Consider the following 16,340-nt stretch of genomic DNA (forward strand, 5'->3'; position numbering starts at 1 on the left):
TGCGGCGGCGCAGCCACGCCCGCCGCTGGTGCATCAGACACCGACCGGCAGCGCTTTACCCTCCAGATAATCGCGGCAGAGGCGGACCGAGTGACTGGCCCACGCCGGGCCGAGACTGCGCGCCATTTCGGTTTCAGCATGCGATCCTACCCAGGCGGTGAGCTGAATACGACGCTGGATCAGCAGTGCGGGCAGCATGGCCATCTCCGCATCGCTGATATGCGCCACCTGCTCATAACCGCGTATCCAGTGATCGATCCACTCTGGCGCGCGCGGGTGATGCTCAACAAAACTGATCGCGGCCGCCAGATCGTGCAGATACCAGCCGAGTCCGCAGTCATCGAAGTCGATCACCCGCGTTTCTCCCTTGTGCAGCAGCAGATTGGTCAGCCGCAGATCGGCGTGGATCAGGCCATAGCGATCCGATCCCTTACCAAACTGCGCCATCGCCGCGCCGACCTGCGCGATCGTCTGTTCGACGACGCCGTGATCGGCAACAGGCAAATTGGGCGCATCCTGCCAGCGCCCCCAGTGACTCTCAGCGCTGGTCATGGTGTGATGATCCCAGATAATGCGCTGGAAACCCGCAGGCGGCTGCCACTGTTTGCTGTGCTGATGCAGCCGCGCGGTAATCTGACCAAGCTGCTGAAAGGCGCGGGGATCAACGTCGGTGGTCGGCATCTCACCATCGATCCAGTGAAACAGCACCACGTAGCGCTCACTGCCATCCGGCAGCCGCAGCGTCAGCACCGTTTCGCCCGCGTTGTCCGGCACCGCTTCCGGCACCATAATGCCGGTTTCGCGCAATGCATCGAGCCACAGCAGTTCGCTAAGGATATCCGCTTTCTGGTGGTAATCGCCGCGATGCAGCCGCAGCGCATAACGCCGGCCTGCCGCTTTCACCAGGAACGTGGCGTTCTCTGAGCGGCACAGCAGGCTGAGCTGACCCTGCAGCTCGGCGGGATAGCAGGCGAGCGCCTGCTGCGCCATCAGGGTGAGTTGGGAATCAGTCAGGTTGTCATATTGTTTAGCGCTCATCATCCGGCTCCTTTTCACTTGCGTTATCTCAGCATGCGTTGCCAGAAGGTGAGCTGCTTGACCTCAGAAGAGACAAAGTTGACCGCAGCGTGCAGCTGGCCAGGTTGTTGCCTGTGAGTTGACTGTGGAGGACAGAAGTTACTGCGCCCGCGTCAAGTCGTGGTGAGTAATGCAACGGCATTATCCCCTTACTTTAGTAGTTATGGCGGTGAAACGCCGCGTGAGACCAACAACGACGGGGATAACAGTATGACAAACAGACTCAAGCCCACGCTGGGCACCCTGCATCTGTGGGGGATTGCGGTTGGCCTGGTGATCTCAGGCGAATATTTTGGCTGGAGTTACGGCTGGGCTGTGGCAGGCACGCTGGGATTTCTGGTGACCACGGCGCTGATCGCCACGCTCTACACCTGCTTTATTTTTAGCTTCACCGAGCTGACCACCGCGATCCCCCATGCGGGCGGCCCCTTTGCCTATAGCCGTCGCGCCTTTGGCGAAACCGGCGGGCTGATTGCCGGGCTGGCGACGCTGATTGAGTTTGTCTTTGCACCACCGGCGATTGCCATGGCGATCGGGGCTTATCTCAATGTGCAGTATCCTGAACTGAACCCGAAAACCGCGGCGGTCGGCGCGTACCTGGTGTTTATGACGCTGAATATTCTCGGCGTAAAACTGGCAGCGATGTTCGAACTGGTTGTCACCGTGCTGGCGGTCATTGAGCTGCTGGTGTTTATGGGCGTGGTCTCGCCTGGCTTCAGCCTGGCAAACTTTGCTGCGCACGGCTGGGCGGGCAGCGACAGCTTCGGACTGCCCGCCTTCTCCGGCATTTTCGCCGCCATTCCTTTCGCCATCTGGTTTTTCCTTGCTATTGAAGGCGCCGCGATGGCGGCTGAAGAGGCGAAAGATCCCACCCGGACCATTCCACGTGCCTATATCAGCGGGATCCTGACGCTGGTGGTGCTGGCAATTGGCGTGATGCTGATGGCAGGCGGCGCAGGCGACTGGCGCAAACTTGCTGACATTAACGATCCGCTGCCGCAGGCGATGAAAATGATCGTTGGCGAACACTCTAACTGGATGCATATGCTGGTGTGGATTGGGCTGTTTGGCCTGATTGCCAGCTTCCACGGCATCATTCTCGGCTACTCACGGCAGTTTTTTGCCCTGGCCCGCGCGGGCTATCTGCCCCCTTCGCTGGCAAAACTGTCGCGTTTCCAGACTCCGCATCGCGCAATTATTCTCGGCGGCGTGCTGGGCATCGCGGCGATTTACAGCGATGGCGTGATTAATCTGCAGGGGATGACGCTGACGGCAGCGATGATCACCATGGCGGTGTTTGGCGCGATTGTGATGTACATCATGAGCATGCTGAGCCTGTTTAAACTGCGCCGCAGCGCGCCGGAGATGGTGCGCAGCTTCCGCGCGCCGGGTTATCCGATTGTGCCGGGCATCGCCCTGCTGCTGTCAGTCGTCTGCCTGCTGGCGATGTTGTGGTTTAATCCGGTGATTGGCGCGCTGTTTGTCGCCATCATGGTGGTCGGCTATCTCTACTTCCTCGCCACCAAAGCGCAGCGCGATCGGGCACCGCAGGACACGATGCTGGCTGGCGAATAACCGCGGCGCGGCAGGATGCTGCGCCAGAGGTTAACGGTTCAGCACCCGGGCTTCAGGTGCTGAACCGCGGGCAGGATCGGCATCAGCCGTTAAGCGGCCAGAGCCACGCCGCACCGCGCACGCCGCTGGAATCGCCATGCTGCGCCTTCAGCACCGGCGTTTCACACTCCCCGCCAAACACCCACTTCTTCATCAGCACCGGCACGGTCTGATAGAGACGATCCACATTGCTCATCCCGCCACCCAGCACGATCACGTCGGGATCGATCAGGTTCACCACCTGCGCCAGGGATTTAGCCAGCCGCAGCTCATAGCGGCTCATCGCCAGTTCGGCGATCGGATCCTGCTGTGCCAGCAGCGAAACGATCTCTGCGCCTTTACGCTGCACGCCGCTCAGCCGCTGATAGTCGATACCAAAACCGGTGCCGGAAACAAAGGTCTCGATGCAGCCCTGCTGCCCGCAATAACAGGGCACTTCCTGGCGGTAACGCAGCTCATCTTCATCCATCCACGGCAGCGGATTGTGGCCCCACTCGCCAGCATTGCCGTTGACACCGATGCGCGACTCCCCGTTGATCGCCACACCCGCGCCCGACCCGGTGCCGATGATCACGGCAAACACCAGCGACTGTCCGGCTCCCGCCCCGTCAACCGCTTCCGACACCGCCAGGCAGTTAGCATCGTTGGCGATGCGCACTTCCCGGTTCAGCGCCTGCGCCAGATCTTTATCCAGCGGCTGGCCGTTGAGCCAGGTGGAGTTGGCATTTTTTACCCGCTTGCTGAAGGGCGACAGCGAGCCAGGAATCCCAAGGCCGACCGTACCGGTCTCGCCGGTTTTCTGCTCGGCCAGGTTAACCAGATCGACAATCGCCTGCACCGTGGCCTGATAGTCATCACGCGGGGTATTCACCCGGTGGCGGAACAGCTCCTCTCCCTTATCTGACAATGCGATCACTTCTGTCTTGGTGCCACCCAGATCTATGCCTATGCGCAAGGTTACATCCTCGTTGTTCGTTCAGGTGAGAGATACAGTAGAAGGCGACTGCCTTAAAGGCAATGAAACCACTCCGATGTTTCGCTATCATGCGCGCTGACTCTCGCAGACTTGTGCGCCCGATCGCGCCACGGTAAGGAATCCCGATGTTGTGGTTTAAAAATATGATGGTTTATCGTCTGAATCGTGACATTCCGTTGTCCGCAGACGAGATGGAAAAACAGCTCGACGCCTTCACGTTTTCACCGTGTGGCAGTCAGGATATGAGCAAGACCGGCTGGGTCCCACCGATGGGCAACCGCAGCGACGCACTGACCCACGAGAACAAAGGTCAGATTGTGATTTGCGCCCGCAAAGAAGAGAAAATCCTGCCTTCGCCCGTGGTAAAACAGGCGCTGGAAGCGAAAATCGACAAGCTGGAATCTGAGCAGAGCCGCAAGCTTAAGAAGACCGAAAAAGATTCCCTGAAAGATGAAGTGCTGCACAGCCTGCTGCCGCGCGCCTTCAGCCGTTTCAGCCAGACTTATCTGTGGATCGATACGGTCAATAACCTGATTATGGTTGACTGTGCCAGCGCGAAAAAAGCGGAAGATACTCTGGCGCTGCTGCGCAAAAGTCTGGGTTCACTGCCGGTGGTGCCGCTGACGCTGGAAAATCCGATTGAGCTGACGCTGACCCAATGGGTACGTTCAGGCGACCTGCCAGCCGGGTTTGCGCTGATGGATGAAGCGGAGCTGAAAGCACTGCTGGAAGATGGCGGCGTCATCCGCTGTAAGAAACAGGATTTGGTGTGTGACGAGATCGCCAACCATATCGAAGCCGGTAAGGTAGTGACCAAACTGGCACTCGACTGGCAGGAGCGCATTCAGTTCGTGCTGGCGGATGACGGTTCGGTAAAACGTCTGAAGTTCAGCGACACGCTGCGCGACCAGAACGACGATATCGATCGCGAAGATTTTGCCCAGCGCTTTGATGCAGACTTTATTCTGATGACCAGCGAACTGGCGGCACTGACCAGCAATCTGGTGGAAGCGTTAGGCGGCGAAGCCCAGCGTTAATTCAGCAGGCAGGGTTGCCAGAAAAAACGTTTTATGCCAAAAAAATGGTCGCTTAGCGGCCATTTAAGCACCTATGCCAACAAGGTAGATCTGACAGCAGCGGAAAAGCATAAAGCGCTGGGAACAGGGTCAGAAGAGGAAAGCGTCCCGCGCCATGGACAAAAACGCCGGGAGCGTTTTTGAACAACGCAACGCGTTGGCCCGGCAACGGGCGCACCTCAGGGATGAGGTGCGTAATCGCGCGGGCCGAGCGGCCAGGGATTGGCTTTAGCGTCTTTCCGATCTGACCCTGTTCCCTGAGCTGGGGCATGATCCCACCACGGTTCGGGTCAGAAGTTGTCAAAAAGGGCCGCTTAGCGGACCTTTTTTTAATCTTTATCTTTCAGGTAACGGCAGAGATAGGAACTTGGCTCGCCAACCTGCAGATGAAATTCGCTGTGGCCCGGCACGTTAAACACCGAACCCGCTTCAAACCATTTCCACTCGGTCTCACCTGGCAGCAGCACCTTAAGCGAGCCGCTGACCACGGTCATCTCTTCCGGCTGGCCGGTACCAAATGTGTATTCACCTTCAGCCATCACGCCCACGCTGGCACGGCCGGTGCTCGCACTGTCAAAACCGATAGATTTAACTTTTCCGTCAAAATACTCACTTACGTTGAGCATAATAGTTCTCCAGAGCACATGTTGTGTGTCAGGCAGTGTAGAAGGGAACCCGCTGATCTGTCACGCGAAATGATGGCGGTTTGTGATCGCCTGCGTCAGGGCAGCAGCTCCGCCGCCAGTCGGGCTACCAGCTGATTAGAGAGCAGAACCGGCACGTCCAGCCGCTGCTGTAACCATGCCCGATGCTGCTGGTGATAGCCCATGCAGTCAAGCACCACCAGCTCTGCGCCCTGCGCTTTCAGGCGGTTTGCGGCATCAGCGAAGGTTGCCTCATCGCCCTGATAGGGGCTGGCGACCGCAAAACAGGGCTGCGCGGGCAGTGGCTGCCACTTGCCAGCCTGTTCAACAATCTGCTCCTCAACCGGCACCACAATTCCGACCCGCTGCTGCTGCACCATGGCGCGTATAAGCGGAGGAATGATGCGATCCGGCTCCAGCAGCAGCGCACGCTGGGTAACGAGCTGGCTGAATTCACCGGTGCATAGCAACAGAATGGTGTCATACCCCATCTGCTCCAGCGCGCTGATTTTACGCTGTAATCCCTGCTCCACCTTCGACGCCGATAGCCGCACCTGTTCGCCACTCTGTAACCGAGACACCAGAACCCTGTCGCCTGCGGCTGGCGTGAAGTGGTCGGCAATCTCAGTAGCGTCCAGTCCATCCAGCAGACCGGCATGATCGGTCACCGCATCCGGCAGATGCTGACGCAGCAACGGCAGAATATCGCTGCGTGGTGACTGCCCGATTGTCAGGGTCGCCAGTGATTTCGCCATCTTAGTGGTTCCGGTGGCGCAGGTGCGCCAGGCTGCCATAGAGCGTAATCAGCCGCGCATACTCTTCAGCGTCATAGAAGTGACAGGTTCCACGACCAAACGCCTTCGCCACCTCAATTGCAAACTTCGCCGCTGCCGCAATGTCCACCTCATGACTGGCCCCGGTTCCGCAGCCCGGCACCACCGACTCGGCAGTGATCGCCACACCGACCACCGGCACATCGGTGGCGGTCGAGGGTTGCAGGATGCTGTTGAGGTGATAAACACCGTTGCCGTAAGGGGTAATATCCTGCGTAGTGATAGGAAAGGTCACCGCCGGACGGCCGCTGGTCATCTCCATAATGCGCAGCAGATCTTCCGAAACCCGCAGGATATAGCCCTCTTTCACCGTCGGCGACAGGGCAAATCCTTTGTGATTGATAATGCGGTTACCTTTGGTGGTATCGATCGACAGAATCGCATCCACGCCCGCCACCACTTCATTATCATTCATGGTGACATCATCAATCGGCGAATCCATAAAATCGACCGGCTGATGCGGCCGTGTCGGTGCATCGGGACAGATATGAGTAGTGATGATTACGTCGCCGGCGAGCCTGTCGCCTTTGCTCTGCATCTGCGCCAGTTTAAGCGCGCTGGCGATCGCCGCTATTGCGCCATCCGCATCGGATACCATGCCGATACGCCCAGGACGGGCACCAATGCCACCCAGGCGACCGATGATGCCCAGCGTCGGTGCCGTGCCGCCGCCTGATTTACCCTGGGTACCCGGGATATCAATGCGCACAAAATCAGTACGACCTTTGGGGCCGGTGACGCGGGTAAAGCGGGCCATAACGTCAGGATAAAAGGTAAACAGATCCACGACCTGCTGCCCGTCAATGTGGGCACTATCCAGTAACTCAAAAACCGCCAGGGTCTGCTGCAAGCTCATGCTTTATCCTTTATTTTTTGCTGCTGCTGGTAAACAGCGAATGAAAGAAGCTATAGAGAGCATCACCGGCAATGAAGCCTGCCGCCATGACCTCCATGGGCGAGCGGCCGCGTTCGCCCCAGATGCGAATGATCACAATGCGTAAGGCGATCCCCACCACCACCGCCCAGCCCGCCATCGCGTTATTAATTAATAAACCGGTGGCGAGCAGCACGCCCAGCTGGCGTTTCGGCCCGCCGATCAGCTGGATAAGGGCACCCGGAATAGCCCACATCAGCAGGTTTCCGGCGATACCGGGTTCAGCACCCGCCTGAATTGTTTTGGCATACACCCGCGCCACCGGCGGCAGCAGATTGTCTGTAAAGAAAAGAGTATGCGCGTACCAGACAAGGGGAATCGACACCACAAAGGCGATCATGGCCGCGATCAGCTGAATACGACGTCCCCACAACTCCTGCTGCAGATCCGCCCCGTTACCGCGCAGGATAAAGCCCGCCTTCAGGTCGTAACCCATGTCAGCAAACGCCGGGCCGGTAGCGGCCGTAAAGCCGCACAGCAGGCAGAGCGCCAGCGGTGGAAAGCCGATCAGAATGCCGATAATCAGCGTAATCAGCGCCACGGCAAAGGCCGGGAACCAGCCGGAATGCATGGCGGCAATGCCGACTATCAGTTCATGGGCGAAAGCGGCAAACGCAGCATAGAGAACAAACAGCAGCAGCATCGCGATGCCCATCTCACTCCACAGGCCCCCCGCCAGGGCCAGCAGCGCCGAAATCACGATATACCCCACGCTGCCGAAACCCAGCGCCCGCTGCACTTCATTACCGTTGCGACTCACCGTCAGCGCATCATTTTTACGGCTGCGGATGACCATCACCACCTGAATCAGCGCCACCAGACCGGCACCGACCATGACCCCATGCGGAATATAGAGCGCATTGATATCAATACCGGCCACCGGCTGCGCGTAGGCGCGCAGCAGAAAACCGATGCCGAGCATCGATAGCGCCCAGATATTGCCAATAAACGCGGTGCCAAAAGCGGACATCGGAATCTTCAGCATGGCGCCGACAACGCCACCGGCAATGCCCGCCACTAGCAGCCACGCCTGGCGTCCGCCTTTATCCCCCGCTTTAATCGCTTCTGCTGCTGCAACGCCTGGTGGCCATGCATTACTGGCCGGAAAGACGCGGGTATCAAACAGCCGATAGAGCAGCCAGGCATCGAGCAGCATCGCGGCGCTGACGCCACAGAACAGCGGCAGCACCAGCTGAGGCTCACCCAGCGCCCAGGGCACAGCAATCGGCATCAGCAGACTGTTAGCCGCCCCGAAGGTCGCTGAAGAGATGGCGGTCTGCGCCAGGTTCTGGATTTCAATCGAACGATAACGGCGAAATGCCTGCAGCGGAATACGCGCCAGCAGCATGGCAAACAGCGCCCCGATAATGGAGGTATTAGGCGTTACGCCAATCGTCGTAATCAGCTGAATGCCGATAATGGCACCCGCGATGGAAAGAAAAATTAAAACCAGTGCCACGCCAATGTGTCTGATTGGATTTACCCGTTCCATATGTCCCCGCCAGTCCTTGTTGAGAAGAAATGAAATAACGTCCGCCTGCCTGATGTCAGGTTTACGCCGGTTTTCTGGTTCACTGCCCTGATGCGCGCCGCATAGCAACAGCCATTGCAGATGGTCGTCACCCCGGATGCTGAACCGATACAGGAGACAGGGGGAGACGAACACAGGCAACCGGGTTGCTGCGGACAACGTAGCGATCAGATTGAAAGAAAAAGGCCCGAAGGCCCTGGTTTTCCCTGGTGTGGCGAAAGTATTACGCCGATAAAATCGTGGTGAAGTTACGCGCCATATTTGTCGGTCATCTCTGTGGCCGTTGCACGTAGTGCTTCAAGGAGCGCTGGCGGGAAACCCGGTTCACTCTCCTGTGACAGAAACGACAGGCAGAGTGCCACCGTTTCGCCATGATGTTTGTTATGAACAATGACCGACAGCGAGCTGATGCCTGGCAGTGATTCATTGCGGGCCAGTGACCAGCCGTGCTGGCGGATTTCAGCCAGTCTGGCACAGAGCGCCTCGGGACTTTGCGGCGAGTTCGCCGGGCCAGCCTGCCAGTGATCATGGAAGCGCGCTATGACCTCTTCGTCACTGAGTTGCGCTAACAGCGCCCGACCGGTTGACGTCGCAGCGGCAGGCATTCGACTGCCGGGCGGTGTGACCATCTGCGTAAAGTGACGCCCATGAAACATGCGCATTACTAACACTTCCCGTCCATCGAGCTTCGACACGTATCCCATGCAGCCGGTCTTCGCAGCCAGCCGGACCATCGCCGCTGAAACGCTATCGACCAGCGGTGCCGAGAGATAATGACCAGCGGCGGCCAGCAACACGCGACCAATATGATAACCGCGCGTGTCCGCATCCCGCTCCAGCAGCCCCTGACTTTCCATCGTGGCCAGCAGACGTGAAACGGTGCTCTTCGGCAGCGTCAGCGCCTCAACCACCTCACTGAATGAGAGACCGACATGCCCCTGCGTCACACCTTTGTGCTGAAACAATCGGAGTACGGCAGCCGCATTTTCAAGTGTGGTCATGTAGCGTGTTCCACTATATGGAACTAAGTTCCTCTGTTGGTTTGACGAAAGTAAAACGTGACGCTGAATCGGTCAAGCGACAATTCAACACTTAACGTTATCGGCAGCAGAGAAAATAATGTGACAGAAATGATTAGCGGGGCTTTATATGGCGACGTGAAGAGAGTGCAGAACAGACGCATGAGCAGAAAGCATACGACAGGAAATCTGCGTAAATTTCGCTTCTTTAGTAATCAGGTCGCTATGAGTGCAAAGAGGCATTGTACTGGAACAGCGTTGCGCTGAAAAAGACAGGATTATCAGACATGACAGGCTGGCGTCCCTGCCAGCAGCAAAGCTTTACTCTTTCTCGACATCTTCGTAACGCTCTTTGGCGTCACGCGCTTCTTCTTCCGTTTCGTGCTCACTGATTAATGAATTCGGTTTGGGATGATCAGCACGCAATTCGTAGGAGGTTACTTTGTTTCCCTCAGGACCCTTTTCAACAGGCACAACTTTCGCTTCACGTGGGTATGGTGGTCTAGTCGGCATAGTATGTCCCTCTTGTCTGAATAACATTCCACAGGACAGGCTGCTGCCTGTCATAGGATAAGTATAGACAATGCCATCCGAAGCGGGATCAAAGCGGGAAAAATCTGAGGGTTAGCTGGCGCGCGCCAGAGAGAGGGAAAGCAAAATCTCCTCCACTACGCACTCAGGCGATTGCATGGCATTCACCTGATGATGGGCTGCGGACTGATAGAGATGCGCGCGTTCACGCAGCACATCACTCATCTCATCGGCAATCGGACGTCCGGTCAGCGTCGGACGCTGAGCCGCTTCAGGTTCGCTTTCCAGTCGTTCTGCCAGCACTTCGGGCGACGCGCTGAGCCAGATCACCCGGCCCTGCTCCTGCATGAAACGGCAGTTCTCTTCAGCCAGAATCATCCCGCCACCGGTGGCAATCACGGTCCCGGGTGCCGTCACCGCTTTAAGCGATTCCGTTTCACGGGCGCGAAAACCTTCCCAGCCTTCTGCCGCAACAATCTCGGCCACGCTGCGCTGCGTGCTAAGTTGCAGATGGTGATCGGTATCCGTAAAGGCGTAGCCCAGCGCCTGCGACAACGCTTCGCCGACCGTGGTTTTGCCGCAACCGCGAGCGCCAATCAAAAAGATGGGTAGTGACATCAGGGCCGTTCCTCCGCCTGACCGCGCGATGCGGCTGCATGGTTAGCTTAATAATGCGACGCATGATAACTGGAAATTATTATTGCCTCCACCTGTCAGGCATGATTTACGCATTTTCGTTACCTGAACAGCGATAATCTTTGTGTTTTCAACGGGAAAAGCATGCACGTTTTGTGCATCACGGCGCTAACAGGACGATAAAAAACGCGCAAAACAGCGTCCGGAATGCGCTGGCAATATTTGCTTACCGCCGCGATTTTACTTTTCTTACCGGCGCCCCCATATACTGGTAACAATCGCCACAGGAGAGTCATCATGCAACGCGAAGAACAACAACTGATTGAAGGGCTGTTCAGCCGTCTGAAACAGGCTGAAAGCCAGACCGCGGCACGCGATGCCGCAGCCGAACAACTGATTAACCAGCATCTTCAGGCGCAGCCGGGCGCGCCTTACTACATGGCGCAGGCGATCCTGATTCAGGAAGCGGCGCTGAAAAAACTCAATGAGAAAGTGTCAGCGCTGGAAAGCCAGGTTGCACAGTTGCAGCAGCAACAGCAGCAACAACCCGCACAGAGCAGCGGCGGCTTTCTGTCGGGACTGTTTGGCAGCGGTTCGCGCCAGCAGCAGCCCGTCCAGCAGCAGCAACAGCAACCATCGCCGTGGAACAGTGCGCCGCAACAACTGGCACAGCAGCAATATGCCCCTGCTCAGGCAGCAGCGCCACGCGGCACCGGTTTTCTTGGCGGCGCACTACAAACAGCAGTGGGCGTGGCAGGGGGTGTGGTGATGGCCGATATGCTGACCAGCATGTTCCACCATTCACAGCCGGAAGAGATTGTGAACATCATCAATGAGCCGCCGCTGCCGGAGGTGAATGATAATCTCAACACCTTTAACGGTGGCGATGACAACGCCGATGCCTTTAACGGCGGTAACGATAACGCCTTCCTCGATCAGAACTCAGGCTGGGACAGTAATTATGCCGACAACAGCGATCTGAACGATTTTGGCGGCGGTGATTTCGACGATGACGACAGCTTCGTTTAAGTCGAGCGTTTCTGCTGAGTGAGCCAGCTATCCAGCTCATTCGCAAACTGCTGGCGGTCACGCGGACTCATCGTCGCGGGGCCGCCGGTCTGCACGCCGCTTGACCGCAGAGTATCCATAAAATCCCGCATCGTCAGGCGTTCACGTATCGTTGCCGGTGAGTAACGTTCACCGCGCGGATTCAGCGCTGCCGCCCCCTTCTCAATCACCTCAGCCGCCAGCGGAATATCGGCGGTGATCACCAGATCGCCAGGCTGACAACGCCTGACAATCTCATTGTCCGCCACATCAAATCCGGCTGGCACCTGCAGGGTGCGCAGATAAGGCGATGGCGGCACACGCAGAAACTGGTTTGCCACAAAAGTGACCGTGGTGGAGGTGCGATCCGCCGCACGGTAGAGCACCTCTTTGATCACATTCGGACAGGCATCGGCATCGACCCAGATAAACATCATGATTCCTTACAGTCAGAGAAGCCTGAGATCTTGCCGGGTTCTCCCTGAATGGCAAATTTTATTTGCGGCACGCTTTCCAGCCCGCATCCGGCTGACTTGTTATTCGGGCTGGCTGAAGTAAGCTAGCCCACTGAGAAAACCGAATAATGTCCTAAGGAGATGGCGATGCTGGCAAAAAAAATCGGGTTTATCGGCGGGGGAAACATGGCGAAAGCTATTATCGGCGGACTGGTCAACAGCGGCAAAATCGCCCCGTCTGATATCTTCGTTTACGATCGCAAAGCAGAGACCAACCAGGCGATGGCAGAGCAGTATGGCATCAACGCAGCTGAGAGCGCGGATGCGCTGGCGCGTGAGGTGGACATCCTGTTCGGCGCGGTAAAACCCAATGTGATTCTGAAAGTATTAAAAGAGCTGGCCGGCAGCCTGAAAAAAGAGGCGCTGGTAGTGTCGATTGCGGCGGGCGTGACGCTGGATTCGCTTTCATCGGTGCTGGGCTACGATCGTAAAATTGTCCGGGCGATGCCGAATACGCCCTCGCTGGTCAGCGAAGGCATGACCTCGGTCACGCCCAACGTGCTGGTTGAGCAGGCGGAGATCGACGAGGTCGTCGCGATTTTTGAGAGCTTCGGCAAAGCGGCCGTGGTGGATGAATATCTGATTCACTCCGTGGTCGGCGTCAGCGGTTCTGCACCGGCCTACGTCTTTATGTTTATCGAGGCGATGGCGGATGCGGCCGTACTGGGCGGCATGCCGCGCGCCCAGGCCTATCAGTTTGCTGCACAGGCGGTAAAAGGGGCGGCGGAGATGGTGCTGACCAGCGGCAAACATCCGGCTGAACTTAAAGATATGGTCTGCTCGCCTGGCGGCACCACCATTGAAGCCGTGAAGGTGCTGGAAGAGAAAGGGATGCGCTCGGCGGTGATTGAAGCAATGCAGCAGTGCATGGCGAAGTCCGAAAAACTAAGCCGCAGCTAAGCGTTCAGGCACTGCGCAGGGCGGACCGGCTCGCGGCCCGCCTTGTGCGCAACTTAACTGATGTGCGCCTGAGCGAGCGCCACCGCGTCGGCAAGCGACATCGGTTGCTGCATCCGCTCCACCAGCTCAGCAGTCAGCGTATACATACCGCATGAGCAGATCGCCGCCAGTTGCCCCTGCTGACCATAAAACGCCATAAACTTTTTGTCCTCCAGCGAGCCGATCAGCTCGAAATTATCCCATTCTGCCGCATGGCCAACATACTCATAACGGGTGCCATACTGCGTGGTCCAGAAGAACGGCACACGATCAAAGGCAACGTTCTGATCCAGCATATTCCATGCGGCGGTCTGTCCCTGCTGATGCGCGACGCGATAGTGCTCAATGCGCAGCGGACCCTGTGCCGACGGATACGTGGCGATATCACCCGCCACCCAGATATTGTCAGCGACCCGTAAATGCTCGTCTGACTGCAGACTGCCATCCTCTGCCAGCGCCAGATCGTGGATAAAGTCGGTAGCCGGTTTTACGCCGGTAGCAAACAGCACAACGTTCGCATCCAGCTGCCGTCCACCCTTAAGCTGTACGCCACTCACCTGCTGGTCGCCCTGTATAGCTTCAATCTCGCCCTGCACCCACTTCACGCCGTTTTGCTCATGCAGCTGGTAGAAATAGCGGCCTATCTGATCGCCAAACCGTTTTGCAAAGGGCAGCGCCTGACGGGCAATCACCGTAACGTCGATGTCACGATTACGCAGTGCCGACGCCAGCTCGGTGCCGATAAAACTGTTGCCGATAATCATGATTTTATGGCTGGCATCCACCGCTTTAAGCAGCTCATCGGTCTGCGCTTTGCTGCGCAGCAAATAAACTCCTTCAAGATCGCTGCCTGGCAAATCGGGACGGACAGGCTTTGCGCCGCTGGCGATCAGCAGTTTGTCGAAGGCAAGCGTTTCGCCATCGTCGAAGATCAGCCGTTGCTGCTGCGTATCAAGGCGACTCACGGTAGCCTGCACGCGTTCAACGTGCTCCATCACATCCGCTTTCAGCAGCTGTGGCACCTCGCTGATGTCCATTTTGCCCGACGGCACAAATTTGGTCAGCGCAGTGCGGTCGTAAGGCGCGTCCGCTTCCCGCTCAACCAGAATCAGGCGGCCTTTGAAGCCGTCATGACGCAGACGCCACAGCGCTGCGCTGCCCGCAGCGCCACCACCCAGCACTACATAAACCGGTGCGTCTGCTCCGCTGCCAATGGGTGCAGCGGGAGACATCGCTTTTGGGTTTACCAGCACCCGGCCCTCTTCAATGCGCAGCGGATATTGCTTAAGATCGGCCAGCGCCAGCGGTTCACACATTTTGCCATCGGCGATATGAAACGCGGCTTTGTGCCACGGGCAGACCAGCCGGTCGCCACAAATCGCGCCCTGCTCCAGCGGCGCGCCCGCATGCGGACATTTCGCCTGATACGCGCGTACGTTGTCCCCGTCGCGAATCAGTAACACCTCTACCTCACCCAGCGTTTTCTTAACCGGCTGTCGCTGCGGCAGATCGTTCAGGTCGGCGGTAAATTGATAGTTCACGGCATGGCTCCTTTCGCTGTTTCGGGTCTGGTGCTGCGCGGTAAAACAAAGCCTGCGCAAATCCCCACAAACAGTAAGTGTGGCAAAGGAACCGGGAAGCCTGATGAGGAATGTTTGTCAGAGGGGTTAAGGTTTTGTTGTGGAAGGTAATTTAATCAGCGTTAAGGAACTGAATCATCGTTGCGCAGAAAGAAGAAGCGGCCACCTACGTGGCCGTGGGGGATGATCAGCTTTTTTTCAGGCACTGGCTCATAAAGGTTTTACGCGCATCGCCTGCCAGCTTTTTATCGCCAGCTTCGCCGTTACAGCTTTTCATTTTCATCTGCTGCGGCGACATGTGCGACAGTTTGCTGTCTTTTTTCAGGCATTCACTCATAAAGGTTTTACGTGCATCCCCTTTGAGATCCTGTGATTTAGCATGCTGGTTACACATCGTCATCTTTTCCTGCTGCGGGGTCTTCTCCGCCGCACCCGCCAGCCCGCTGACCAGCAGGCCCGCCATCATCATCGCCATTAAACCGACTTTCATCTTGTTATCTCCACAATGGATTGTCCCCTGTTATTCTGGCAGCGAATAAGCAAAGCGGAAAATGTTTCATGTCAAAGTGATGTGAAGATCCCATTCCAGATTGGTACCGGGCTCGTTACTGGCGGGGATGCCGGAGCAGCTTTTCGATGTAATTACGCAGCAACAGCGCATCGTTGTCATCGGCACAGGCCACGTTGTCCATGGCGGTTTCAATCGTAATCGTCATGTCCAGATGTTGTTGCGGATCCAGCTTGCGAACCAGTGCGGTCACGACAATTTCCAGCGCCTCAATCTGCGCCACCTGCTCTTTCGCTGTCGCTTCTTTTTCAGCCAGCTTAACCAGTAACTCAGCAATCAGGTTTTTCATGCTGTTGTCTCAGCGGTGAAGAAAAGCTGAAACTATCACCACGCTGGCTAAAAAAACAGAGGGCAACTCACCTTTTTTCAGCGAGTTAGCCTGCACCGCTGCGCTTTTCACGGCGATTTCCGGCTAACTTTGCAGGCGAAACGTTTTGCGGACAAACATCACCGCTGTTAAACGTTTTGCCTGCCAGCATTCAATAAGCAGACTTAACGCGGATCGACAAATCCGCGGCCCGGTCCGCCGCCAGGTCCGCCCCAGCCACCACCTCCTCCACCGCCGCCGCCAGGAGGCGGGAAAAGACATCCGCTTAATGCAGTCACTAATGCCACAACGGCAGCCAGCTTAACGATTCGTACCATATTTACCTCAGGGTGATGAAATCGGGCTGAGTGTATGAAGCCACCCGCATGGCGACAAGTGAGATTCCTCCGCATCCGGCCGCTATTCATCTTTGCTGACCAGACTTAACGTTTTACAGTCAGTAAGCCGCCACATTCTCAACACTGCGGCCCGCTTTCGGGGAAAACTATTTGT

At 57.1% G+C, this 16,340-nt stretch carries 17 protein-coding genes; 4 read left to right on the forward strand and 13 right to left on the reverse strand.

All coding sequences use genetic code 11. From position 1 onward, the window contains the following. Positions 1-33: 33 nt before the first annotated feature. On the reverse strand, positions 34-1,038 hold the full coding sequence (locus IV493_RS13695) for a phosphotransferase enzyme family protein (RefSeq protein ID WP_195858186.1): 1,005 nt from the start codon (positions 1,036-1,038) through the stop codon (positions 34-36). Positions 1,039-1,287: 249 nt separating this feature from the next. Between IV493_RS13695 and eat the strand changes: the two genes are divergently transcribed. Next, a complete protein-coding gene (gene eat, locus IV493_RS13700) occupies positions 1,288-2,652 on the forward strand; it encodes an ethanolamine permease (RefSeq protein WP_195857294.1) in 1,365 nt (454 codons plus the stop codon). Between the two features lie 82 nt (positions 2,653-2,734). Here eat and mak read toward each other — a convergent pair whose 3' ends face one another. Further along, positions 2,735-3,646, reverse strand: a complete 912-nt coding sequence (gene mak / locus IV493_RS13705) for a fructokinase (RefSeq protein WP_195857295.1) — start codon at positions 3,644-3,646, stop codon at positions 2,735-2,737. A 146-nt stretch (positions 3,647-3,792) separates the two neighbouring features. Here mak and rdgC point away from each other — a divergent pair, with 146 nt between their 5' ends. Further along, on the forward strand, positions 3,793-4,704 hold the full coding sequence (gene rdgC, locus IV493_RS13710) for a recombination-associated protein RdgC (RefSeq protein ID WP_033782014.1): 912 nt from the start codon (positions 3,793-3,795) through the stop codon (positions 4,702-4,704). A gap of 368 nt (positions 4,705-5,072) precedes the next feature. On the opposite strand, the gene ppnP is transcribed toward rdgC, so the two are convergent. The 7 genes from ppnP to aroL form a co-directional block, all read right to left on the reverse strand. Continuing rightward, positions 5,073-5,369, reverse strand: coding sequence for a pyrimidine/purine nucleoside phosphorylase (ppnP, locus tag IV493_RS13715; RefSeq protein ID WP_013356948.1), 297 nt, complete (start codon positions 5,367-5,369; stop codon positions 5,073-5,075). A 95-nt stretch (positions 5,370-5,464) separates the two neighbouring features. Then, positions 5,465-6,142 (reverse strand): AroM family protein, encoded by a 678-nt coding sequence (locus IV493_RS13720; protein ID WP_041456664.1) that lies wholly within the window; start codon positions 6,140-6,142, stop codon positions 5,465-5,467. A gap of 1 nt (position 6,143) precedes the next feature. Continuing rightward, on the reverse strand, positions 6,144-7,076 hold the full coding sequence (locus IV493_RS13725; RefSeq protein WP_195857296.1) for a DUF1177 domain-containing protein: 933 nt from the start codon (positions 7,074-7,076) through the stop codon (positions 6,144-6,146). Positions 7,077-7,086: 10 nt separating this feature from the next. Beyond that, positions 7,087-8,646 carry an OPT/YSL family transporter gene (locus IV493_RS13730; protein WP_195857297.1) on the reverse strand — a complete coding sequence of 520 codons (1,560 nt, stop codon included), beginning with the start codon at positions 8,644-8,646 and terminating at the stop codon, positions 7,087-7,089. 287 nt (positions 8,647-8,933) lie between these two features. Continuing rightward, positions 8,934-9,686 (reverse strand): IclR family transcriptional regulator, encoded by a 753-nt coding sequence (locus IV493_RS13735; RefSeq protein WP_095707629.1) that lies wholly within the window; start codon positions 9,684-9,686, stop codon positions 8,934-8,936. Positions 9,687-10,025: 339 nt separating this feature from the next. Continuing rightward, on the reverse strand, positions 10,026-10,217 hold the full coding sequence (locus tag IV493_RS13740; RefSeq protein WP_033731718.1) for a YaiA family protein: 192 nt from the start codon (positions 10,215-10,217) through the stop codon (positions 10,026-10,028). 111 nt (positions 10,218-10,328) lie between these two features. Continuing rightward, positions 10,329-10,853, reverse strand: a complete 525-nt coding sequence (gene aroL / locus IV493_RS13745) for a shikimate kinase AroL (RefSeq protein ID WP_110331438.1) — start codon at positions 10,851-10,853, stop codon at positions 10,329-10,331. A gap of 315 nt (positions 10,854-11,168) precedes the next feature. On the opposite strand from aroL, the gene IV493_RS13750 reads away from it, so the two are divergent. Further along, a complete protein-coding gene (locus tag IV493_RS13750; RefSeq protein ID WP_195857298.1) occupies positions 11,169-11,900 on the forward strand; it encodes a DUF2076 domain-containing protein in 732 nt (243 codons plus the stop codon). Here IV493_RS13750 and IV493_RS13755 read toward each other — a convergent pair. Beyond that, the gene (locus IV493_RS13755; protein ID WP_013356941.1) at positions 11,897-12,352 is read right to left on the reverse strand and encodes a YaiI/YqxD family protein; all 456 of its coding nucleotides are present in this window, start codon (positions 12,350-12,352) and stop codon (positions 11,897-11,899) included. The genes IV493_RS13750 and IV493_RS13755 overlap by 4 nt on opposite strands. A gap of 168 nt (positions 12,353-12,520) precedes the next feature. On the opposite strand from IV493_RS13755, the gene proC reads away from it, so the two are divergent. Next, positions 12,521-13,333 carry a pyrroline-5-carboxylate reductase gene (gene proC / locus IV493_RS13760; RefSeq protein ID WP_013356940.1) on the forward strand — a complete coding sequence of 271 codons (813 nt, stop codon included), beginning with the start codon at positions 12,521-12,523 and terminating at the stop codon, positions 13,331-13,333. A gap of 53 nt (positions 13,334-13,386) precedes the next feature. On the opposite strand, the gene IV493_RS13765 is transcribed toward proC, so the two are convergent. From IV493_RS13765 to iraP, 3 genes are all read right to left on the reverse strand, one after another. After that, on the reverse strand, positions 13,387-14,913 hold the full coding sequence (locus IV493_RS13765) for an FAD-dependent oxidoreductase (protein WP_195857299.1): 1,527 nt from the start codon (positions 14,911-14,913) through the stop codon (positions 13,387-13,389). Between the two features lie 226 nt (positions 14,914-15,139). Then, on the reverse strand, positions 15,140-15,442 hold the full coding sequence (locus tag IV493_RS13770) for a PsiF family protein (protein ID WP_013356938.1): 303 nt from the start codon (positions 15,440-15,442) through the stop codon (positions 15,140-15,142). Between the two features lie 115 nt (positions 15,443-15,557). After that, entirely contained in the window at positions 15,558-15,809 is a 252-nt protein-coding gene (iraP, locus tag IV493_RS13775; RefSeq protein WP_013356937.1) for an anti-adapter protein IraP, read from the reverse strand. Between the last annotated feature and the right edge of the window lie 531 nt (positions 15,810-16,340).

Origin of the sequence: Pantoea sp. SM3640, assembly GCF_015654165.1 — a bacterium.
GTDB classification, from domain to species: domain Bacteria; phylum Pseudomonadota; class Gammaproteobacteria; order Enterobacterales; family Enterobacteriaceae; genus Pantoea; species Pantoea vagans.

Bases quoted from the DNA above. Each gene is read 5' to 3' on its own strand.
- IV493_RS13695 (WP_195858186.1), bottom strand. From the start codon at position 1,038: ATGAGCGCTAAACAATATGACAACCTGACTGATTCCCAACTCACCCTG.
- eat (WP_195857294.1), top strand. From the start codon at position 1,288: ATGACAAACAGACTCAAGCCCACGCTGGGCACCCTGCATCTGTGGGGG.
- rdgC (WP_033782014.1), top strand. From the start codon at position 3,793: ATGTTGTGGTTTAAAAATATGATGGTTTATCGTCTGAATCGTGACATT.
- ppnP (WP_013356948.1), bottom strand. From the start codon at position 5,369: ATGCTCAACGTAAGTGAGTATTTTGACGGAAAAGTTAAATCTATCGGT.
- IV493_RS13720 (WP_041456664.1), bottom strand. From the start codon at position 6,142: ATGGCGAAATCACTGGCGACCCTGACAATCGGGCAGTCACCACGCAGC.
- IV493_RS13725 (WP_195857296.1), bottom strand. From the start codon at position 7,076: ATGAGCTTGCAGCAGACCCTGGCGGTTTTTGAGTTACTGGATAGTGCC.
- IV493_RS13730 (WP_195857297.1), bottom strand. From the start codon at position 8,646: ATGGAACGGGTAAATCCAATCAGACACATTGGCGTGGCACTGGTTTTA.
- IV493_RS13735 (WP_095707629.1), bottom strand. From the start codon at position 9,686: ATGACCACACTTGAAAATGCGGCTGCCGTACTCCGATTGTTTCAGCAC.
- IV493_RS13740 (WP_033731718.1), bottom strand. From the start codon at position 10,217: ATGCCGACTAGACCACCATACCCACGTGAAGCGAAAGTTGTGCCTGTT.
- aroL (WP_110331438.1), bottom strand. From the start codon at position 10,853: ATGTCACTACCCATCTTTTTGATTGGCGCTCGCGGTTGCGGCAAAACC.
- IV493_RS13750 (WP_195857298.1), top strand. From the start codon at position 11,169: ATGCAACGCGAAGAACAACAACTGATTGAAGGGCTGTTCAGCCGTCTG.
- IV493_RS13755 (WP_013356941.1), bottom strand. From the start codon at position 12,352: ATGTTTATCTGGGTCGATGCCGATGCCTGTCCGAATGTGATCAAAGAG.
- proC (WP_013356940.1), top strand. From the start codon at position 12,521: ATGCTGGCAAAAAAAATCGGGTTTATCGGCGGGGGAAACATGGCGAAA.
- IV493_RS13770 (WP_013356938.1), bottom strand. From the start codon at position 15,442: ATGAAAGTCGGTTTAATGGCGATGATGATGGCGGGCCTGCTGGTCAGC.
- iraP (WP_013356937.1), bottom strand. From the start codon at position 15,809: ATGAAAAACCTGATTGCTGAGTTACTGGTTAAGCTGGCTGAAAAAGAA.